This is a genomic window from Brevibacterium linens ATCC 9172 (genome assembly GCF_900169165.1).
Taxonomy (GTDB): Bacteria; Actinomycetota; Actinomycetes; order Actinomycetales; family Brevibacteriaceae; genus Brevibacterium; species Brevibacterium linens.
On the sequence record NZ_FXYY01000004.1, the window covers coordinates 79,199 to 97,141 of the forward strand.

Consider the following 17,943-nt stretch of genomic DNA (forward strand, 5'->3'; position numbering starts at 1 on the left):
GCAGCTCTGGGGATCTCCGGACAGCGAAATGCCCCGGATCCTTAAGGAATCCGGGGCTTAGACACGTGGAGATGGCGGGAATCGAACCCGCGTCCGTCGGCAGATTGTCAGGACTTCTCCGGGCGCAGTTCGTGAAAATGTCTCTTAGGTTCTGGCCCTTGCACGAACACATGGACCAACGAACGGAGTTGAGTGAAAGTTCCTCAGACACCCCCAACATGTGTCTGAAGCAGTGGCCTCTTAAGCGACGCCAGACACTAGAGCAGAGGCAACTCTAGGCTGACGGATTCGCAGCTCGCGCTCTATCAGGCAGCGAGGGCGAAATCGGTGCGGTTGTTAGACTTAGCACCTATTGTTTTACAGAGGACATTAACGAGATGACTCTGCATTCTCGGCCCGCTTCTCCCGACGCAGTGTCCGACGTCGAAACCGATCATCCCCATATTCTGTTACCAAAACTGATCAGCTGTTTCATCCGCCGAGGAGGCTGCTGGCGCCGATCAGGTACTCCAGCATACTCCTACAACGCAGACCGAGCCAATTGCATTCCCGGCCGTTCACGAAAGGTGCCGAGCAGGCCTCAGAGGAACTGCTTGGCCTTCATCGCGCGTTCGGCTTCGCGCTTGTCCTGCGCCTCACGCAGGGCCTGACGTTTGTCCCATTCGCGCTTGCCCTTGGCCAGAGCGATCTCGACCTTGACCCGCGACCCGTCGAAGTAGAGTTCGAGCGGCACCAGAGTCCGGCCGGACTCCTTGACCTTCTGCGAGAGCTTGAGGATCTCCTCGCGGTGGAGCAGCAGCTTCCGGCGACGCCTGGCCGAATGATTCGTCCAGGTCCCCTGCAGGTACTCGGGGATGTAGACGTTCTCCAACCATGCTTCGTTCTGGAAGATGAGGGCGAAGCCGTCGGTCAGTGAGGCCCTGCCTTCGCGCAGCGACTTCACCTCGGTGCCGGTGAGCACTAGCCCGGCCTCCCACGTGTCTTCGATGTGGTAGTCGTGGCGTGCCTTGCGGTTCCTCGCAATGACTTTCTTGCCAGTGTCCTTTGGCATGACCGGCCTCCTCTCTGCCCCCGATCGCCTGTGCACGCGTTCGCGCGCACAGCCATCCATTCTATCCCAAAGCGGACCACGTCCCAACGCCGGGGACCGTCTCCGGATGAGGCAACGACACCGTCGACTCCCCTATTCCTCGAAACCCCTCCCAGAACTACCTGACGGCGGCTCAGCAACCTCGCGCGAGGTTGCTGAGCCGCCGTCAGGTAGGAATTAGGAGATGTAGGGTTTGGGATCGACGTAGGTGCCGTTCTTCATGATCTCGAAGTGCAGGTGGCAACCGGTCGATGCGCCCGTCGTACCGGAGTACGAGATGATGTCGCCTTTCTTGACCTTCTGCCCGTCGTGGACCTTGAGCTTCGTGTTGTGGTTGTAGGTCGACGCGATCGAATTGCCCTCGATCTTGCCGTGGGAGATGACAACGCGATTGCCGTACCCGCCGGTCCAGCCGGAGGTGACGACGATCCCGTCGCCGGCCGCACGGATCGGTGTTCCGCAGGGCACACCGAAGTCCATTCCGGTATGCAGCTTCCGGGCGCCGGTGATCGGGTGGATGCGGTATCCGAACGGAGACGTTATCGGGTATCCCTTGGCCGGGTTGGCCAAGTCTCCGTCACCGAAGACGAACTTGCCCTTCTTCTCCTGCTCCTTCTCCCATTCGCGGACTTTCTTGGCCAGACGATCCTGCTCGGCCTTCTCGTCGGCCAGCTCCTTCTCGGTCTTGGTTTTGTTGTCGGAGATGGTCTTCTCCGCATCGTCCTTCGCGGAGATGAGGTCGTTGAGGTTGTCGGCCTTCTTCTTCGCATCGACCTGCGCGGCTTCTTTGGCCAGCACCGCTTCGGCGGCTTCGTCCTTGAGGTCGGAGATCTTCTCCGTCACGCCCGAAAGCCGCTCTTCGTTGTTCTTGTTCAGCGCCCGCTGTTCGGAGAGTTCGTCGATCGTGCGCTGCTGGGACCGCACCGCTGAGTCGACGCGGCCGATACCGCCGTCGGCACTCGTGCCCTCGGCCATCTGCAGCAGCATCGCGAGATCTGAGGTGATGCCCGAATTCTGGTAGGCCTGCCGCCCGATGCGCGCGGCCGAGGTCTTGTGCTTGTCGATCTCCTCGGTGCCGGACGTGATCTTATCCTTGAGGTCCTTCTGCGCGTTCTCCGCCGAGGACAGGCGCGCAGCCATGTCCTCATCCTTTTCGATCGCCTTCGCCAACGCATCGTCGGCGGCCTTCGATTCGGCTTCGGCATCCGGCAGCTTCTCCTGCGCGGCGTCGCGTTCGGCGATGACGCGGGCGAGTTCCTCATCGAGGCCCTCGAACTCCTGCTGGAGTTCCTTGACGCGTTCGTCGACCTCGCTTTTGTCGTCGCGCGGGTCGGCCACCACCGAGGTGACCGGCATGATCACCGCCAATGCGGCGGCCGTGACGACGAGTCCCAGTCTGCGTCTCATCTCAGACCTTCGTGTACTTGTTCAGCGTGATCAGCGACGAGGCTCCGGCCATGAGCACGCCGATGATGATGAGCACGGGGGTGATGAGGAGGACGTCCCATCCGGAGATGAGACTGAATCCAGTGGCCTGCGCCTGCAGCCAGCCGCTGACACCGAAGCGGACGAGCAGGCCCAGAGCACCGGCGGACAGAGTCGCCCCGATGGCCGAAGCGATGACCCCCTCGAGCAGGAACGGCATCTGGATGAAGGTGTTCGACGCACCGACCAGTCGCATGATGCCGGTCTCCCGGCGTCTCGAGAACGCGGAGAGTCGGATGGTGGTGGCGATGAGCAGCATCGCACACAGCAGCATGATGCCGGCTATCGCGATCGCGACGATCGTCGCGATATTGAGCACCCCGAACAGACGGTCGAGCAGCTGATTCTGGTCGACGACCTCTTCCACCCCGGGAGTCGACGAGAACGTCTCCTTGATGATGTCGTACTTCTCGGCGTCCTTGAGTTTGACCCGGAAGGACTCGTTCATCTCGTCCTCGGGCACGGTGCCTTCGAGGCTGGTGCCCTTGAACTGCTCCTGGAAGTGTTCGTAGGCCTCGGTCTTGTCCTCGAAGTAGACCTTGTCGACATAGGGGGCCAGATCGGAGCTTTCGAGTTCGGCCCGGATCTGATCCTTCTGGTCGCCCGTGACCTCACCGTCGACGCAGTTCGTCGCCTCCGAATCCGGCGGGCACAGGAACACGGAGACCTGCACACGGTCGTACCAGAAGTCCTTCATCTGACCGACCTGCATCTGCAGCAGGATCGCGGCTCCGACGAAGAGCAGGGACACGAATGTCACGAGCACGACGGAGATGACCATGGAGAAGTTCCGGCGCAGGCCCGACCAGACTTCGGAGAGGATGAACCCGGCCCTCATGAGGCGACTCCGTAGGTGCCTTCTTCGACGTCGCGGACGATCTCGCCTTCGCGCAGTTCGATGACCCGCCGACGCATCCGGTTGACGATCTCTCCGTCGTGGGTGGCCATGAGCACGGTGGTGCCGTTGCGGTTGATCTTCTCCAGCACGTTCATGATGTCGGCGCTTGTGGCCGGGTCGAGGTTGCCCGTCGGCTCGTCGGCGAGCAGGATTCCGGGTTTGTTGACCACGGCGCGGGCGATGGCCACACGCTGCTGCTCACCGCCGGAGAGCTCACTGGGGTACCGTTTCTCCTTGCCGGCCAGGCCCACGGTCTCGAGGACGTCGGGGACGAGGGTCGACATGGCCGCGCGGGACTTTCCGATCACCTGGAGGGCGAAGGCCACATTGGCGAACACGGTCTTGTTCGGCAGCAGGCGGAAGTCCTGGAACACGGTTCCGATCCCCCGCCGCAGGTAGGGCACCTTCCAGCTGGGCATCTTCACCACGGACTTTCCGGCGATGTGGATGCGTCCGGCGCTGGGGGCCTCTTCACGCAGAATGAGTCGGATGACTGTGGACTTTCCCGATCCGGATGCCCCGACGAGGAACACGAATTCCCCGCGGTCAGCCTCGAACGAGATGTCGTCGAGTGCTTTGCGGGAACGCGTGTCGTAGGACTTCGAAACGGAGTCGAATCTGATCAAGTCGGTCTTCAATCATGTTGCGGGTGGCTCGGCCGCTTCCACTGTACGTAACAGTTCCGTGATGTTTGCGGAGGCGGCCGGGCGTGTGGTGCGATCTGATGAAGTTCACAGTCGGGCCGGCGAGCCGCCCGCGAGCCCGGAATTCCGAGGGAAGGGAATGTTGGTTTCGGCAGCGAAAATCAACATTCTCTTCCCTGCAATTGGCGATGCCCCGTCAGGGGAACCGTCGCCGAGGCGGATGCGCGCCGGATAGTCCGGCTGCCGACGGGCGGGCGGACCGGGGGCGGGCAGACCGGGGGCGGGCAGACCGGGAGAGGTCCCGGCCGGAGGCTCAGGCCTCGGCTTCTTCGGCCATCTCCTGTTCCTTGCGCCAGCGGATGCCGGCTTCGATGAGTCCGTCGAGGTCGCCGTCGAAGACTGCCGAGGGGTTGTTGACCTCGTAGCCGGTGCGCAGGTCTTTGACCATCTGGTACGGATGCGTGACGTACGAGCGCATCTGGTCGCCCCAGCTGGCCTTGATGTCGCCGGCCAGCTCCTTCTTCTGTGCAGCCTCTTCCTGGCGCTTGAGGTCGAGGAGGCGGGACTGGAGGACGCGCATCGCGGCCTCGCGGTTCTGGATCTGGGACTTCTCGTTCTGCATGCTCACGACCACTCCGGTGGGGATGTGGGTGATGCGCACCGCCGAGTCCGTTGTGTTCACCGACTGTCCGCCGGGGCCCGAGGACCGGTAGACGTCGATGCGCAGATCGTTCTCGTCGACCTCGACATGGTCCGTCGACTCGATGAGCGGGACCACCTCGACGGCCGCGAAGGAGGTCTGGCGGCGGCCCTGATTGTCGAAGGGGCTGATGCGCACGAGGCGGTGGGTGCCGGCTTCGACCGACAGTGTGCCGTAGGCGTAGGGCGCGTCGATCTGGATGGTCGCGGACTTGATGCCCGCACCTTCGGCATAGGAGGTGTCGAGCTCCTGGACCTTGTAGCCGCGGTTCTCCGCCCACCGGACGTACATGCGGGTGAGCATCTGCGCCCAGTCGGTCGCGTCGTCGCCGCCGGCGCCCGAGCGCACGGTCACAACGGCGGAGCGCTCATCGTATTCGTGGCTGAGCAGGGTCGAGATCTCGAGTTCGGCGAGCTGATCGCGCAGCTTCTTGATGTCGCGGTCGGCTTCTTCGAGCGAGTCCGAGTCGCCTTCGTCCTGGGACATCTCGACGAGGAGTTCGGCATCGTCGATGCGCTGTCCGAACTTCTCGAGCTTCTCCAGGGTGCCCTGCTTGTGCGAGAGCTTGGCCGAGGTCTTCTGCGCCGAGTCGGGGTCGTCCCAGAACGTGGGCGACGAGGCCTGCTCTGTGAGCTCGGCAACCTCGTCGCGCAGATTGTCCAGATCGGACACGTCGAGAATCGCTTTGTACGTCTGGCGGAGGTTGGCGATTTCAGAAGAGTAATCAGTAGAGGCCATAATGATGCGATTCTAGTGCATGCCCCCTCCCCACCCAGAACCGACGGATGCGCGCCGAGGCGGGACCGCCTCGGCGCGCATCTGCACCATCCCCCGGTTGAGGTCAGGCGGGGACGAGTTCGGGCACGGTTGCCCAGGTGTCGGGGCCGAAGACCTCGAAGTGGATATTGTCCTCGGGCACGTCGAGCGCATCGAGTCCGCGGAACACGTCCTTCATGAATGGTGGCGGACCGCACAGGTACACCTGCGCGTCGACGGGGACGCCCACCTCGGCGAGATCGATGAAGCCTTCATGGACGGTCTCAGTCGCCGTGCGCGCACCGAGCTGTTCGTACCAGTGGTGCATCCGGGCACCCGGCAGCTGGGCGACGAGTTGTACCATCTCCTGCCGGTGGGCGTGGGAGGCCATCGACTGGTCGGCGTGGAGGACCGTGACCTCGCGCCGGGATTCCTTGGACACGAGGTCATTGAGCGCACCGAGGATCGGGGTGCAGCCGATGCCCGCAGAGACGAGGAGCAGCGGGGTCTCGGCCTCTTCGACGACGAGGTCGCCGTAGGGCAGCGAGCAGCGGACCCGGTCGCCTTCGAAGACATTTCATGGATGAAGTTCGACACCTCACCAGCAGGGACGCCCGCTTCCGCGCGGCCCGGTTCGGCCTTGATCGTCACCGCCCAGGAGTCGTTCGAACTCGTCCGGGTGAGGCTGTACTGGCGGATCTGCCGCGCCCCGTCAGACAGCTGCACCTGGACTGAGATGTACTGCCCGGGACGGGCCTGCGGCAGAGCTCCACCATCGGGGCGAGCGAGGAGTAGGCTGACGGTGTGCGGTGATTCCTGCCGGCGGCGGCTGACGACCAGGTCGGACCAAACGTCACCGGGGTCGACGTCGTGGTGGGCGTAGAGCGTTCGTTCGGCGGCGATGAGGGTATTCGCCATATCCCAGTAGACCTCGGTCCACGCGTCGACGACCTCGGGGGTGGCCGCCTCGCCGAGGACCTCGCCGATGGCCGCGAAGAGGTGCTCGTAGACGATCGGGTACTGGTCTTCGGTGATGCCCAGCGACGCGTGCTTGTTCGCGATCCGGCTCATCATCGCGTCGATGTTCGGCGCATCCTCGGACACGAGCAGGCTGGCATAGGCGGCGATCGCGCCGGCCAGCGCCTTCTGCTGTTCGCCTTGGGCCTGATTGCCGCGATTGAACAGGTCAGCAAGCAGGTCGGGACGGGCGGTGAACATCCGGTCATAGAAGATCGGGGTGATGTCGCCGATGGCCGATCCGATGACGGGAAGGGTGCCTTTGACGCTGGTGAGAGCGGGTCGGGAGATCACTTGTGCTCCTTTTGCGGCACCGGTGCGCCGCGCAGCGGGAACGGCCCTTCCAGGTCGCTGTTCTTCTTGGCAGTTTCGATCGTAATCGGACCACAACGCCGAATTCTACGCATTGTAGAATATGAGATTCTTCGTACCAGCCGGAAGGCGAGGATCCCTTCGAGATCAGAACAAAGCGCCGCCGGCGGGAGATCTCATTCATCCCGCCGGCGGCGCTGCTCACATCGCTTCACACGAAGACTGGTGAGGGAAATATAGATCGAAACCCACCCTTGCGCAAGACGAACAGCCCCATAGTGACATTCGTGAAACTACACGGCGGGCATTTGCCGAACCGATTCTCCGTTATCCACAGATTTGGTTTTTCACTAGATTCTTCATTCGACTACAGATAGGTTAAACAGCAAATCACGCTGTCTATTGAATGATCAGGCAAGGGTTCAGAGTGGAAGCCACCGAAGTCATCACCAGCGAGGTTCACAAACGGATCAGAGATCTCGATGTGGATCCCCGCGCCGATATTCAGCGCTCTCGTGAGCTCATTCGCACCGTCATCGCCGAATACGACGAGCGCAGCCTCGTCGCCGATCTCCCCCTGCTCGAGGACAAAGAGGCGACGTTCCGGCATATCGATCATCAGCTCTCGGGTTTCGGTGCCCTGCAGGACTATTTCGACGATCCGCACGTCGAAGAGATCTGGGTGAACTCACCGAGCGAGGTGTTCATCGCCGTCGACGGAATCCATCAGCTGACGACGACGAAACTCAGTTCGGGTGAACTCGATGACCTCATCGAGCGGATGTTGCGCACCTCGGGCCGCCGCGTCGATCTGTCGCAGCCGTTCGTCGACGCCATCCTGCCCGACGGGTCCCGTCTGCATGTGGTGCTGCCCGATATCACTCGCACCCATCCGGCCGTGAATATCCGCAAGTTCATCGCCCGACCGCGCAATCTCGCCAATCTGATCGCGCATGGATCGCTGACGGCCGGGGCCGCCGAGTTCCTCGACGCTGCCGTGGCCAGTGGGGCCAATATCCTTGTCTCCGGGGCCACTCAGGCGGGCAAGACCACGATGCTCAACGCCTTGGCCGGCTCGATTCCGGCCCGTGAACGCACGATCTCCTGCGAAGAGGTCTTCGAACTGAATCTGCCCAGCCGCGACTGGGTCCCCATGCAGTGTCGCCAGCCCTCATTGGAAGGCACCGGCGAAGTCACCCTCCGCGCCCTCGTCAAAGAGGCACTGCGGATGCGGCCGACGCGCATCATCGTCGGCGAGGTCAGAGAGGCCGAGAGCCTCGACCTCCTCGTGGCGTTGAATTCGGGGCTGCCCGGGATGGGCACCATCCACGCGAACTCCGCCCGGGCGGCGATCACGAAGATCTGCACTCTGCCGCTGCTGGCCGGAGCGAACATCTCCTCGGCGTTCGTCGTTCCCACGGTCGCCGTCAGCCTCGACGTCGTCGTCCACCTGCGCAGGGATCCGTCCGGGGTACGCCGGGTCGATGAGATCTGCGCGGTGCCAGGCGGAGTCGAAGGCGACGTCGTCGAACTCGACACGATCTTCCATTCGCCCCGAGGACAGCTCATCCGCGGTCAGGGGTTCGGCCACCTCGGCGAGCGATTTGCGGCCATCGGCCGCGATCTGCACTCCATTCTGGAGGCGGCATGAGCTATTCGCAGTTCGCTCTGCTCAGCGGTGCCTGCCTCGGGGCAGGGCTCTTCCTCATCTGGATGTCACTGTGGCAGCGACCGCAGAGCAAGCGGACTCAGTCGCGGTGGGTGCGCGAACTCGATGACATGCTCACCGGTGCCGGATTCCCCAGGCTGCGTCCGGCCCATCTGCTGCTCATCTCGGTCGCGGCGTTCTGTATCGTGACCGTCGTTTCGACGGTGCTCACAGGATCGTGGGCGATCGCGCTGTGCTTCGGCCTCTTCGCCTCCTGGCTGCCGCACCGGGCATTGCAGCATCGGGCGCGCAGCAGACAGGTGATGCGGCGTGAGCTGTGGCCCGAAACCCTCGACCATCTCAATTCCGGAGTCCGCGCGGGACTGTCTCTGCCCGAAGCGCTGAGCTCTCTGGCCCATCGCGGACCCGAACCGCTGCGGCCGCTGTTCGAAGTCTTCGCCGAGGAATATCGGGCCAGCGGGTCATTCGCCTTGGCGTTGGAACGATTCAGACAGGTCAGCGCCGACCCGGTGGCCGACCGCATCGTCGTCGCACTCAGCGTCACCCGGCAGGTCGGCGGCAGCGACCTGGGCACCATGCTGCGGGCCCTGGCACAGTTCGTCCGTGATGATGCCCGCACCCGCAACGAGCTCTCCGCCCGGCAGCAGTGGACGGTCAACGGCGCCCGACTGGCCGTCGCAGCGCCGTGGGTGGTCCTCGCATTCCTGTCGACTCGACCCGAAACGGCAGTTGCGTACAACTCGCGAACCGGGCTGATCCTCCTGGCGGCGGGCTTCGTCGTGTCTCTGCTGGCATATCAGGCGATGAAGCGCATCGGCCGGCTCCCGGCCGAACCCCGGGTCATCGAGGGGTCCTCGCTCAGCGCCGCCCACCGACGTTTCGCAGACAACGCCGGCCTGAGCAGCGGATTCTCCGCCGACAGCGACGACTCCTCGGACGGACGGGCAGCATGAGTCTCCTCGGCGAGCCACTGTCGATCCTGGCCCTCGGACTCTTCAACGGCTTCGCTCTCTGTGTCTTCGTCCTCTCCCTTCCGCCGCTGCGCAGGCCGACGCTGTCCTCACGGATCGCACCCTACCTGCGGGATCAGGAGTCTTTGGTCGACATCTACGCTCCGCCGACCCCGCGCGCCGACGGTTTCTGGGGGCTGGCGAAGTCATGGCTGGTCACCTCGACCCTGTGGGTGACGTCGCGCATCACCACGGATGCGAGTCTGCGGCTGCGCATCGACCGCCTCGGCGGCAATGCCACGGTCGAACGGTTCCGCATCAGCCAGGTGCTGAGCATCCTCGTCGGGATGATCGTCGCCGGCGGTCCGGCCGGTGCGCTGTCGGCACAACGCGGCTTCTCCCCCATCGTCACCGTCGTCCTCGTCATCAGCGGCGGCATCGCCGGGCACGTCTTCAACGATTGGCGACTCAGCCAGGCCATCGCCCGCCACGAATCCCGCGTGCTCGCCGAATTCCCCACCGTCGCCGAACTCCTCGCACTGTCCATCACCGCAGGAGAGGGGATCGTGGAGGCCCTCGAACGCGTGTGCCGTACCTGCTCCGGCGAGCTCGTCGACGAACTCCGCGCGGCTCTGGCGGACACCCGCACCGGCACGCCGTTGGTCGAAGCGCTCGACGCGATGGCCACGCGTATCGCCATCCCGGAGATCGTCCAATTCGTCGACGGCCTCGCAGTGTCGATGACCCGCGGTACGCCGCTCGCCGAAGTGCTCCGCTCCCAAGCCGCTGACGTGCGCGAACAGTCCCGACGGCGGCTGCTCGAACTGTCCGGGAAGAAGGAGATCGGGATGCTGATTCCGGTCGTTGTCTTCGTGCTTCCCGTCACCGTGATCTTCGCCGTCTTCCCGTCCCTGACCGTCCTCGACCTCAGTCCGTAACGTCCACGCCACGCACCACCGACCATTCCCCGCTCCCAAAGCCAGTCCCGCACCACCGACCACGCGGATCGAAACCTCGACCTCGCCGATGAAGGAGACACGATGTTCCGCCAGTTCACCTACCGCCTCGTCCCGTTCATGCTCGGGCTCATCCCCGGTCCCCCTCCACCAGGGGGAACCACCATCACCGAGGCGGCCGAGACAGACATCGACGCGAACCTCACCACCGATGTCGACCGACCCGATCGCGGGGACGTTCCCGGCTGGGTCCTCATCACTCTCATGACCGCAGGGTTGGTGGTTGCCCTGTGGGCGCTGGCCGGCGAAGCCTTCACCTCGATGTTCCAAGATGCGATGAACAAGGTCCGCGGGGCCGGGTGACCAGGCGGTGACCACAGATGACGAGACGGAACCGGGCGGCCGGAGGAGGGCTGATTCGGTGACGGCGGCAGGCGAGCGCAGCGATTCGGGATCCGCCGTCGCCGAGTTCGCGCTCATCGCCTCGCTGCTGGCCCTCATCCTGGCCGGAGCCCTGCAGATCGGTCTCGTCATCCATGTCCGCAACACGGTCATCGACTCCGCCATCGCCGGAGCGAGGCAGGCGAGCCTGGCCGATCAGACTCCCCGCGACGGACAGAAGCTCACCCGCGACCTCATCCGTGTGTCCGTGGGCGAGCGCTATGCCCAGAAGGTCACCGTCTCGACGTCGCAGCGCGGTGCCGTCGAGATCGTCGAGGTGCAGGTGACGACCCCGCTGCCGGTCCTCGGCCTGTGGGGACCGCCCGAGGTCTGGGACCTGCGCGGTCGATCCATCGTCGAGGACATCGACCGTGACTGAGCCCGAGGTTGCTCAGGGAGTCGCGGCCGACGACGCAGACGAGGGAACAGCGGTCATCGAGTTCGTCTTCGCCTCCATCGTCCTGCTCATCCCGGTCATCTACCTCATGCTCACCCTGTCTCAGCTGCAGGCGGCCAGCTATGCGACCACCTCGGCGGCGATGTCGGCCTCACGCATCGCCGCCCGCGACGCGAACCCTTCGGAGGCTCGAGCCCACGCCGTCGCGAAGATGCATTTCGCGGACTTCGGGCTGCGGGATGCGCCGACTTCCATCACCTACTCGTGCGCCGGGCCCTGTGGACAGGCCGGGTCCCTCGTGACCGCAAGAGTCGAAACGAAGGTGTCTCTGCCCGGGTTCCCGCTCCTCTTCGGCCCCGACCGTTCGCCGCACATCACGTTGCGCGCGAACCATACCGACGTCGTCGCCGCAGGCGGCCAGTGATATGTCGACCACGGGAGAGCACAGATCGGAACGACGCGAGGATTCGACGCGCGGTCAAGAGTCGGATCATGATTCGGATGCCGGGTCCATCACGCCGCTGGCCATCGGCTTCGTCGTCATCGCCTTGCTGCTGGCCTTCCTCATCGCAGCCCTGACCGATCTGCACATGGCCCGCCGTGAGCTGCAGGGGCTGGCCGACTCTGCGGCGCTGGCTGCCTCCGACTCGTTCGAACCGGCTCCCGGTGACGATCCCGGGCTCGTGTTCTCACCTCCGGCGGCCGAACGCGCCGCCGGACGGTACCTCGACGCGGTGCCGACTCCGAAGGACATGGGCGATCTGCGGTTGAGTGCCGATGCGGATGGGGCGCATTCGGTGCGCATCCGCATCGAGGCACGCTACTCTCCGGCGCTGCTCTCACCGTTCGTGCCCGGTCTCATCGACCTCCACGCCACCGCTTATGCCCGGGGCGCCCTGCGCCTCGACTGATCGTGGCCCGTCGTCGTCACTTCGCCTCCGATACCTGTGGATTCCGGGCCCACTCACACGCCTTGAGGCTGTGGATGCCCGCACCGTTTCCACAGGATGTCTTCTCTCTCTTGCCCGAACAGTGCGATCGCGGTGAGTCTGTGGGCATGAGAACTCTGGGCCTCGTCCACCGCCTCGAGACGAACGGAGCCGTCACGAGCATCAGCCTCGAAGCTGATTCAGCCCAACCGGCCGTCGCCGTCTTCCGGTCTGCTCTCGGACCCGAGTTGATGCATCAGGACCTCATCACCGGCAACCGGCTCGAGAATCGCAGCGTCGAGTCGATCAGCTGGGGTCACTGGCAGCGACTCAATCCGATCACCGTCGTCGGGGCGGACTCTCTGCGCACTGCCGACACCTGTGCCGTCTCCGCACGGACGAGCGTATCCGTCCTGGCGGGGCCCGACTCCGGCTTCACTCTGAGCCTCGACCCTCGGCGAGCCTGCCTGGCCCGACTGTCCCACACCGATTGCCTGACCGTCATCGACCCCAGCATCTCCCGCACCCCACAGCCGCTGCGACTCGATGCCACAGGAGATCAGCCCACAATGCGATTGGGAACGACTGTGCTCGCACCGGGCACAGCAGATGGTTCGTCCGCCCGTGATTCGTCCTCGACCGCCCATTCGACTCCGCCGATCCGGTCCCCGCCGCTGCACCACAGCGATGACATCCACATCGCCCCGAAGACGATCGACGATCCTCGGCCGGCCAGACCCCCACAATGGTGGACGTTCCTCATCCCCGTCGGCATCGGCGTGGTGCTGGCCGTGGCCACCGGAATGTGGTGGTTCCTCCTCTTCAGCGTCTCGGCCCCGCTCTCCGGGTGGGTCGCCTACCTGGTGGAGAAGAAGCGCTTCACTCGTGACAGCGCACAATGCCGACTCGACCGTGACGAAGCGTTGGCCGAGGCGCGAGCCAGGCTGCGCCGGCTCGAGGCGGCGCAGCGACACAGGATCTTCTCTTCCCCTGGCCTGTGCCTGGGTTTCGGGACGGTCTTCAGCGACCTCACCATCGACGAACAGCTGCAGGACGGAACCGACCACGTCGACGGTCGAGTCGTCTGCGCCGATATGCCGATCCGCATCGATCCGCGCACAACGACGGTCACCGTCAGCGGGACACCGACAGTCCTGCGCACTATGGCCTTTGCCTGGCTGGCCGACCGGCGATTCAGATGGCGGCCGGAGTCCGAACTGGCACTGCTGCCGGAACTGGCAGGCACCGAGTTCTCCGACGACTGCGCATCGACCACGGTCCGGTCCGGTACCCGCGCAGACACCAACATGGACGATCCCATCTCGGTCACCCTCGACGAGGAGGTCGACCCCGCCGTTCTCACGCTCACCGCCCCGCATGCCGGCTCTGCGGTCTCGATGACGGTCGGCACCCTCGCGCAGGCTCGCGCCGACTCCTCGACCGCCCCCGGCGGCCCGGTACCCGGACGGACGTTCATCGCCACGCTCATGCCGGCCGCACGATTCGTCACCCTGAACTGTGGCCGCTCTGCCGATACCGGCACCCGCGCCTGGCCCGACCACGGGCTCGGCGAACTCTGCGACGATGCGCCCGAATCCATTCGGAACCGGTGGCGGTCTCCCGCCGCGGGGCCGGTGCCGATCGGTCGCGGAACCGACGGTGAGACCGGCATCGATCTGTTCTCCGACGGTCCCCACGCTCTCGTCGCCGGCACCACGGGCAGCGGGAAATCCCTGCTCCTGCAGACATGGCTGCTGTCGATGGCCTTGGCACAGCCGCCGCGGCGACTGCGCTTCGTGCTCATCGACTTCAAGGGCGGGGCCACGTTCTCACCACTACAGAAGCTGCCGCACACCGACAGTGTGCTCGACGATTTCGACTCCGGTCTGGCCTTTCGCGCTCTCGTCTCGGTGCGCGCCGAGATCACCCATCGGGAACGACTGCTGGCCGATCACGGGTGCGCCGATGTCGCCGACCTCGCTGACCCTCCCCCACGCCTCGTCGTCGTCATCGACGAGTTCCATGCACTCATGGCGACCCACCCGCGAGCCGCCGACCTGCTTGAACACCTCACCGCCCTGGGCAGGTCCCTCGGCGTTCACCTCATTCTCGCCACTCAGCGCCCCATGGGCGTCGTGACCGGGCAGATGAAGGCGAACATCAACGTCCGCGTGTGCCTGCGAGTGCGCGATGAGACCGATTCCTTCGACGTCATCGGCACGGAGGCGGGCGCGTTCCTGCCCGCGGACAAACCCGGCGCCGCCTGCCTGGACTCCGGGATCAGCGTCACCCGGTTCCGCGTGGCGGTGCCGTTCGGACATGACACCCACGCCGAGGCGGCCCTCCGACCCCGTATTCGCTCCTGGGGTCGGGGACCGGTTCCGTCCCTGGCCGGCGGCGTCGTCGGCGTCGACGTCGACAACATCGTCACAGCGGCCGGGGACAGTGCCGATCCCGGGGAACCGTCGGTTCAGCGGCAGGTGGTGCTGCCGCCCCTGCCGGAACCGGATGAGGTGGCAGGCGGTGAACCTTTCGCCGGGGTCACAGGGATCGTCGATGTTCCCAGTCAGCAGCTGCAGGAGAAGTGGACATTCGACCCGGATGCGGACGGTTCCACGATCCTCACGGGCGGCAGCCCGGACACCGTGGAATCCGTGCTCGCGACCATGGCACGAGCGGCCGCCCCGACCCGACGGATCATCGCAATCGGCAGGATCGCCCCAGCCCTCGACTGGGCCGAGATCAGCTGCGGCATGAACACGGGCTGGCAGATTCAGGCGGTTCTCGACCATCTCGCGGCCGGTGCGGATCCGGGTAGGTTCCTGCACGACGGCAGAGGCGCCGATGCCCCGACGAGTTCGGGGCCGAGTCGACAGCCGCCGAGCCTGCTCGTGTGCAGCAATTGGGCCGAATTCGTCGACTCGCTCGACCACTGCTGGGCCGAACGAGCCGAACGTCTGCTCGGGCACGGTGCCGGATCAGATCTCGTTTTCCTGCTCGCCGGGTGCCGGAACATGACGAGCAGAAGCTCGCGGTTCGCCACTCAGATCGTCTTTCCTCCCGAGGCCGGGGACGACGGGACGAGTGTCGGACTCAGCCGCCAGCGATTCGCCGGCAGATGGCCGGATCTGCGCGCCGTCATCCGCGGCCCCTGCGCACAGGCTGCCGGCGGGGACGGTGCCGATGTGCAATTCGCACCCGACGTCGCGGCACGATTCGATTCGTCGATGTCCGGGGCGGGCACGAGCATCCTCGGCGGACCACCCGGCATTCCGGAGTCCCGAAAGGGATTCGCTCCACGCTGGCGGGGTCTTGACCAACCTGCGGTCGCGTCCGAGGAACCTTTCGGCAGCATGCCGGGCGGCATCCCCATCGGTGTCGACGCATTCGGCGACCCTGTCATGTGGGATCCCCGGCGGGACGGTTCGGTGCTCACGGTTCGCGGCTCTCCGCAGAGCGGCAAGACCGGATTCGCGACCTACCTGGGCAGCCTCGGCGTGGTCGATGTCCACGATGATGCGCATCTGGAGTCGGACCCGCTCGACTGGGATCTGCTCGACGGACACGACCATGTGCTCACCGCGCCGACACGGTTCACTCCCGGCTATGGTTCCCCGCTGGCCAAGGCTCAGAATCTCGGGCCGCTGCTCGTGCTCGGCGTACACACCGGGCAGGATCTCACCGCGCTCGGAGTGCTGCGACAGGCTCCGCTCGACGGGCTGGCTGGGACGGGCTGGTTCGTCACCGAGGATCAGGCCCGCCCCGTCCGCGTCGTCAGCCTCGATGGGAGTCGAACCTGACTCAGCTCACGTCGGCAGGAGGTCCTGAGAGAGTCTCGTAGCGGTAGAGCTCGGTCGCGGTTCCCGCTTCGAGCAGCCGGTCGGCGAGAGCGGAGATCACGGGCATTCCGCTCGTGACTTCGATGACGACATCGGCATCGACCGACAGCCGGGCCAGCAGGAGTTCGGCATCGGCGACGGCCGCGGCGAAGTCCTCGCCCGTCGTGTCGGCGGCATGATCGCGGGTTTCGAACATCGATCCGAGGATGAGCTCGGTCGGCGGCTCCTCGTCGACCTGATCGACGACAGCGGACCCGTCACCGGGTCCGTCTCCGGCACCTGGTTCACCGGCCGAGGGCAGAACACCGGCTGTCTCATCGGCTTCCCTCGCATACGACACGGCGAAGGCACTGAGCCCACCCGCCTCGGCGGTTCCGGCCGCGCCGTTCAGCAGAGCAGCACCGTGAGCACCGGCCGCCTCGGAGAGGAACGCGTTGTTCACCTGTCCGATGGTCAGTGGGCCGACGGCATCGTCGCGGTTGACTGCGGTGTACCAGTTGAGGAACGCCTTCGTCAGCTTCACCGAACCGGTGGCGACGATCTCGAGGTCCTCGGCCCGACCGCCTCCTGCCGGGGGCAGAGCACCGGCGGGCACCTTGATCACGCGAGTCGTCGTCAGCGGGGTGAAGCCGAGTGCCTGCGCGAAGCCCTCGCCCGGGCTGCCGGCGTGCACACGGGCGCGCAGATCGAGGCCTTCGAGCGCGGTTCCCCGCGTCTCGGCACACACCGCCTCGAAGAGTTCTCGCCCCTGACCATGGCCCTGTTCCTCGGCGGCGACCTCCACATGGACCCATGCCCGGTAGGGGTGAAGCGGGGATTCGGCGATTGCGGCGGCTCCGACGGGAACGTCGGGGACCACCTCGGCGATGACGGAGCGGATCAGCGGCGAATCCGAGGACGGACGGAACAGGGACCTGGCCATATGACCGGCCGGGGTGGTCGCATCGGCGAACACCTCATTCAGGCGCAGATCGTCACCGTCGGTCAGCTCTCGAATCGGCATGTGCTCGCTCCTTGGGCGGTGGGGAACTTGATAATCTTGGCGTCATGACTGACTTAAGCGATCCTACCGCCGCCGCGCACGCCGCGGCCACGACCATCAACGCCAACGCGGGCATCGACGCCCATGACGTCGCGCTTGTCCTCGGCTCCGGTTGGGGCGGGGCGGCGGACCTCCTCGGCGAGACCGTTGCCGAGATCTCCGCGGCCGAGGTCCCCGGATTCCATGCTCCGGCCGTCGAAGGCCACGGCGCGACCCTGCGCACGGTGCGTATCGAGGCCAGCGGCAAGCATGCGCTCGTCCTCGGATCGCGCACCCACTACTACGAGGGCAAGGGGGTCCGCGCAGTCGCTCACGGTGTGCGCACCGCCGCTGCGGCCGGCTGCTCCTCGCTCGTGCTGACGAACGGGTGCGGCGGCCTCAACCGCAATTGGGCACCCGGCACCCCGGTGCTCATCTCCGATCACATCAACCTCACCGGGGCCTCCCCCATCGAGGGCGCGAACTTCGTCGATCTCACCGATCTGTACTCCCCGCGGATGCGCGCCATCGCCAAGGAGATCGACCCGACGCTCGACGAAGGCGTGTACGCGCAGTTCCGCGGACCTCACTACGAGACCCCCGCCGAGGTGCGCATGGCCGGGATCCTCGGTGCCGACCTCGTGGGCATGTCGACGACGTTGGAGGCCATCGCCGCACGTCAGGCCGGGTTCGAGCTCATGGGCATCTCCCTGGTCACGAACCTCGCCGCCGGCATCCAGGAGACCCCGCTCTCCCATGCCGAAGTCATCGAAGCCGGAGCCGCAGCGGCCCCGCGCATCTCCCGTCTGCTCGCCGACATCGTCGCGAAGCTCTGAGAC

The 17,943-nt window shown here is 65.4% G+C and carries 15 protein-coding genes, 1 other RNA gene and 2 pseudogenes; 9 read left to right on the forward strand and 9 right to left on the reverse strand.

Going from position 1 to position 17,943, the window contains the following annotated elements; genetic code table 11:
• Nucleotides 1-63: 63 nt before the first annotated feature.
• The 8 genes and pseudogenes from ssrA to BLIN9172_RS18810 form a co-directional block, all read right to left on the reverse strand.
• Nucleotides 64-441, reverse strand: a transfer-messenger RNA (tmRNA) gene (ssrA, locus tag BLIN9172_RS05065).
• A gap of 139 nt (nt 442-580) precedes the next feature.
• A complete protein-coding gene (gene smpB / locus BLIN9172_RS05070) occupies nt 581-1,051 on the reverse strand; it encodes an SsrA-binding protein SmpB (protein ID WP_025780801.1) in 471 nt (156 codons plus the stop codon).
• A gap of 216 nt (nt 1,052-1,267) precedes the next feature.
• Nucleotides 1,268-2,497, reverse strand: coding sequence for a M23 family metallopeptidase (locus BLIN9172_RS05075; protein WP_101554076.1), 1,230 nt, complete (start codon nt 2,495-2,497; stop codon nt 1,268-1,270).
• Between the two features lies 1 nt (nt 2,498).
• On the reverse strand, nt 2,499-3,413 hold the full coding sequence (gene ftsX / locus BLIN9172_RS05080) for a permease-like cell division protein FtsX (RefSeq protein WP_101554077.1): 915 nt from the start codon (nt 3,411-3,413) through the stop codon (nt 2,499-2,501).
• Nucleotides 3,410-4,099 (reverse strand): cell division ATP-binding protein FtsE, encoded by a 690-nt coding sequence (gene ftsE / locus BLIN9172_RS05085; RefSeq protein WP_101554193.1) that lies wholly within the window; start codon nt 4,097-4,099, stop codon nt 3,410-3,412. Before ftsE ends, ftsX begins: the two co-directional genes overlap by 4 nt.
• Nucleotides 4,100-4,430: 331 nt before the next feature.
• Nucleotides 4,431-5,555, reverse strand: a complete 1,125-nt coding sequence (gene prfB, locus BLIN9172_RS05090) for a peptide chain release factor 2 (protein ID WP_101554078.1) — start codon at nt 5,553-5,555, stop codon at nt 4,431-4,433.
• Nucleotides 5,556-5,820: 265 nt separating this feature from the next.
• Nucleotides 5,821-6,015 (reverse strand): annotated as a pseudogene (locus BLIN9172_RS18805) (hypothetical protein); the annotation flags it as partial.
• Between the two features lie 479 nt (nt 6,016-6,494).
• A pseudogene (locus tag BLIN9172_RS18810) lies at nt 6,495-6,791 on the reverse strand (globin domain-containing protein); the annotation flags it as partial.
• A 538-nt stretch (nt 6,792-7,329) separates the two neighbouring features.
• Between BLIN9172_RS18810 and BLIN9172_RS05100 the strand changes: the two are divergent.
• The 8 genes from BLIN9172_RS05100 (at nt 7,330) to BLIN9172_RS05135 (ending at nt 16,044) form a co-directional block, all read left to right on the forward strand.
• Nucleotides 7,330-8,553 carry a TadA family conjugal transfer-associated ATPase gene (locus tag BLIN9172_RS05100; RefSeq protein ID WP_101554079.1) on the forward strand — a complete coding sequence of 408 codons (1,224 nt, stop codon included), beginning with the start codon at nt 7,330-7,332 and terminating at the stop codon, nt 8,551-8,553.
• Nucleotides 8,550-9,524 carry a type II secretion system F family protein gene (locus tag BLIN9172_RS05105; protein ID WP_101554080.1) on the forward strand — a complete coding sequence of 325 codons (975 nt, stop codon included), beginning with the start codon at nt 8,550-8,552 and terminating at the stop codon, nt 9,522-9,524. Before BLIN9172_RS05100 ends, BLIN9172_RS05105 begins: the two co-directional genes overlap by 4 nt.
• Entirely contained in the window at nt 9,521-10,459 is a 939-nt protein-coding gene (locus BLIN9172_RS05110; RefSeq protein ID WP_101554081.1) for a type II secretion system F family protein, read from the forward strand. Before BLIN9172_RS05105 ends, BLIN9172_RS05110 begins: the two co-directional genes overlap by 4 nt.
• A 102-nt stretch (nt 10,460-10,561) precedes the next feature.
• Complete coding sequence (locus tag BLIN9172_RS05115) at nt 10,562-10,840, forward strand: hypothetical protein (protein WP_164742729.1); 279 nt, start codon at nt 10,562-10,564, stop codon at nt 10,838-10,840.
• A gap of 58 nt (nt 10,841-10,898) precedes the next feature.
• Nucleotides 10,899-11,297: a TadE/TadG family type IV pilus assembly protein gene (locus BLIN9172_RS05120; protein ID WP_101554082.1), complete on the forward strand. Its 399-nt coding sequence runs from the start codon at nt 10,899-10,901 to the stop codon at nt 11,295-11,297.
• On the forward strand, nt 11,290-11,739 hold the full coding sequence (locus BLIN9172_RS05125) for a hypothetical protein (protein ID WP_101554083.1): 450 nt from the start codon (nt 11,290-11,292) through the stop codon (nt 11,737-11,739). Before BLIN9172_RS05120 ends, BLIN9172_RS05125 begins: the two co-directional genes overlap by 8 nt.
• A gap of 1 nt (nt 11,740) precedes the next feature.
• Nucleotides 11,741-12,226: a pilus assembly protein TadG-related protein gene (locus tag BLIN9172_RS05130; RefSeq protein ID WP_101554084.1), complete on the forward strand. Its 486-nt coding sequence runs from the start codon at nt 11,741-11,743 to the stop codon at nt 12,224-12,226.
• 146 nt (nt 12,227-12,372) lie between these two features.
• A complete protein-coding gene (locus tag BLIN9172_RS05135) occupies nt 12,373-16,044 on the forward strand; it encodes an FtsK/SpoIIIE domain-containing protein (protein WP_101554085.1) in 3,672 nt (1,223 codons plus the stop codon).
• A gap of 1 nt (nt 16,045) precedes the next feature.
• On the opposite strand, the gene BLIN9172_RS05140 is transcribed toward BLIN9172_RS05135, so the two are convergent.
• Nucleotides 16,046-17,086 carry a GNAT family N-acetyltransferase gene (locus BLIN9172_RS05140; RefSeq protein ID WP_101554086.1) on the reverse strand — a complete coding sequence of 347 codons (1,041 nt, stop codon included), beginning with the start codon at nt 17,084-17,086 and terminating at the stop codon, nt 16,046-16,048.
• Nucleotides 17,087-17,130: 44 nt separating this feature from the next.
• On the opposite strand from BLIN9172_RS05140, the gene BLIN9172_RS05145 reads away from it, so the two are divergent.
• Entirely contained in the window at nt 17,131-17,940 is an 810-nt protein-coding gene (locus tag BLIN9172_RS05145; protein WP_101554087.1) for a purine-nucleoside phosphorylase, read from the forward strand.
• Nucleotides 17,941-17,943: the final 3 nt, after the last annotated feature.

What these genes read in the sequence shown, in the direction of transcription:
- BLIN9172_RS05145 (WP_101554087.1), top strand. Translation starts at nt 17,131, where the DNA reads ATGACTGACTTAAGCGATCCTACCGCCGCCGCGCACGCCGCGGCCACG.
- BLIN9172_RS05115 (WP_164742729.1), top strand. Translation starts at nt 10,562, where the DNA reads ATGTTCCGCCAGTTCACCTACCGCCTCGTCCCGTTCATGCTCGGGCTC.
- BLIN9172_RS05130 (WP_101554084.1), top strand. Translation starts at nt 11,741, where the DNA reads ATGTCGACCACGGGAGAGCACAGATCGGAACGACGCGAGGATTCGACG.
- ftsX (WP_101554077.1), bottom strand. Translation starts at nt 3,413, where the DNA reads ATGAGGGCCGGGTTCATCCTCTCCGAAGTCTGGTCGGGCCTGCGCCGG.
- smpB (WP_025780801.1), bottom strand. Translation starts at nt 1,051, where the DNA reads ATGCCAAAGGACACTGGCAAGAAAGTCATTGCGAGGAACCGCAAGGCA.
- BLIN9172_RS05075 (WP_101554076.1), bottom strand. Translation starts at nt 2,497, where the DNA reads ATGAGACGCAGACTGGGACTCGTCGTCACGGCCGCCGCATTGGCGGTG.
- BLIN9172_RS05140 (WP_101554086.1), bottom strand. Translation starts at nt 17,086, where the DNA reads ATGCCGATTCGAGAGCTGACCGACGGTGACGATCTGCGCCTGAATGAG.
- BLIN9172_RS05135 (WP_101554085.1), top strand. Translation starts at nt 12,373, where the DNA reads ATGAGAACTCTGGGCCTCGTCCACCGCCTCGAGACGAACGGAGCCGTC.
- BLIN9172_RS05110 (WP_101554081.1), top strand. Translation starts at nt 9,521, where the DNA reads ATGAGTCTCCTCGGCGAGCCACTGTCGATCCTGGCCCTCGGACTCTTC.
- BLIN9172_RS05105 (WP_101554080.1), top strand. Translation starts at nt 8,550, where the DNA reads ATGAGCTATTCGCAGTTCGCTCTGCTCAGCGGTGCCTGCCTCGGGGCA.
- prfB (WP_101554078.1), bottom strand. Translation starts at nt 5,555, where the DNA reads ATGGCCTCTACTGATTACTCTTCTGAAATCGCCAACCTCCGCCAGACG.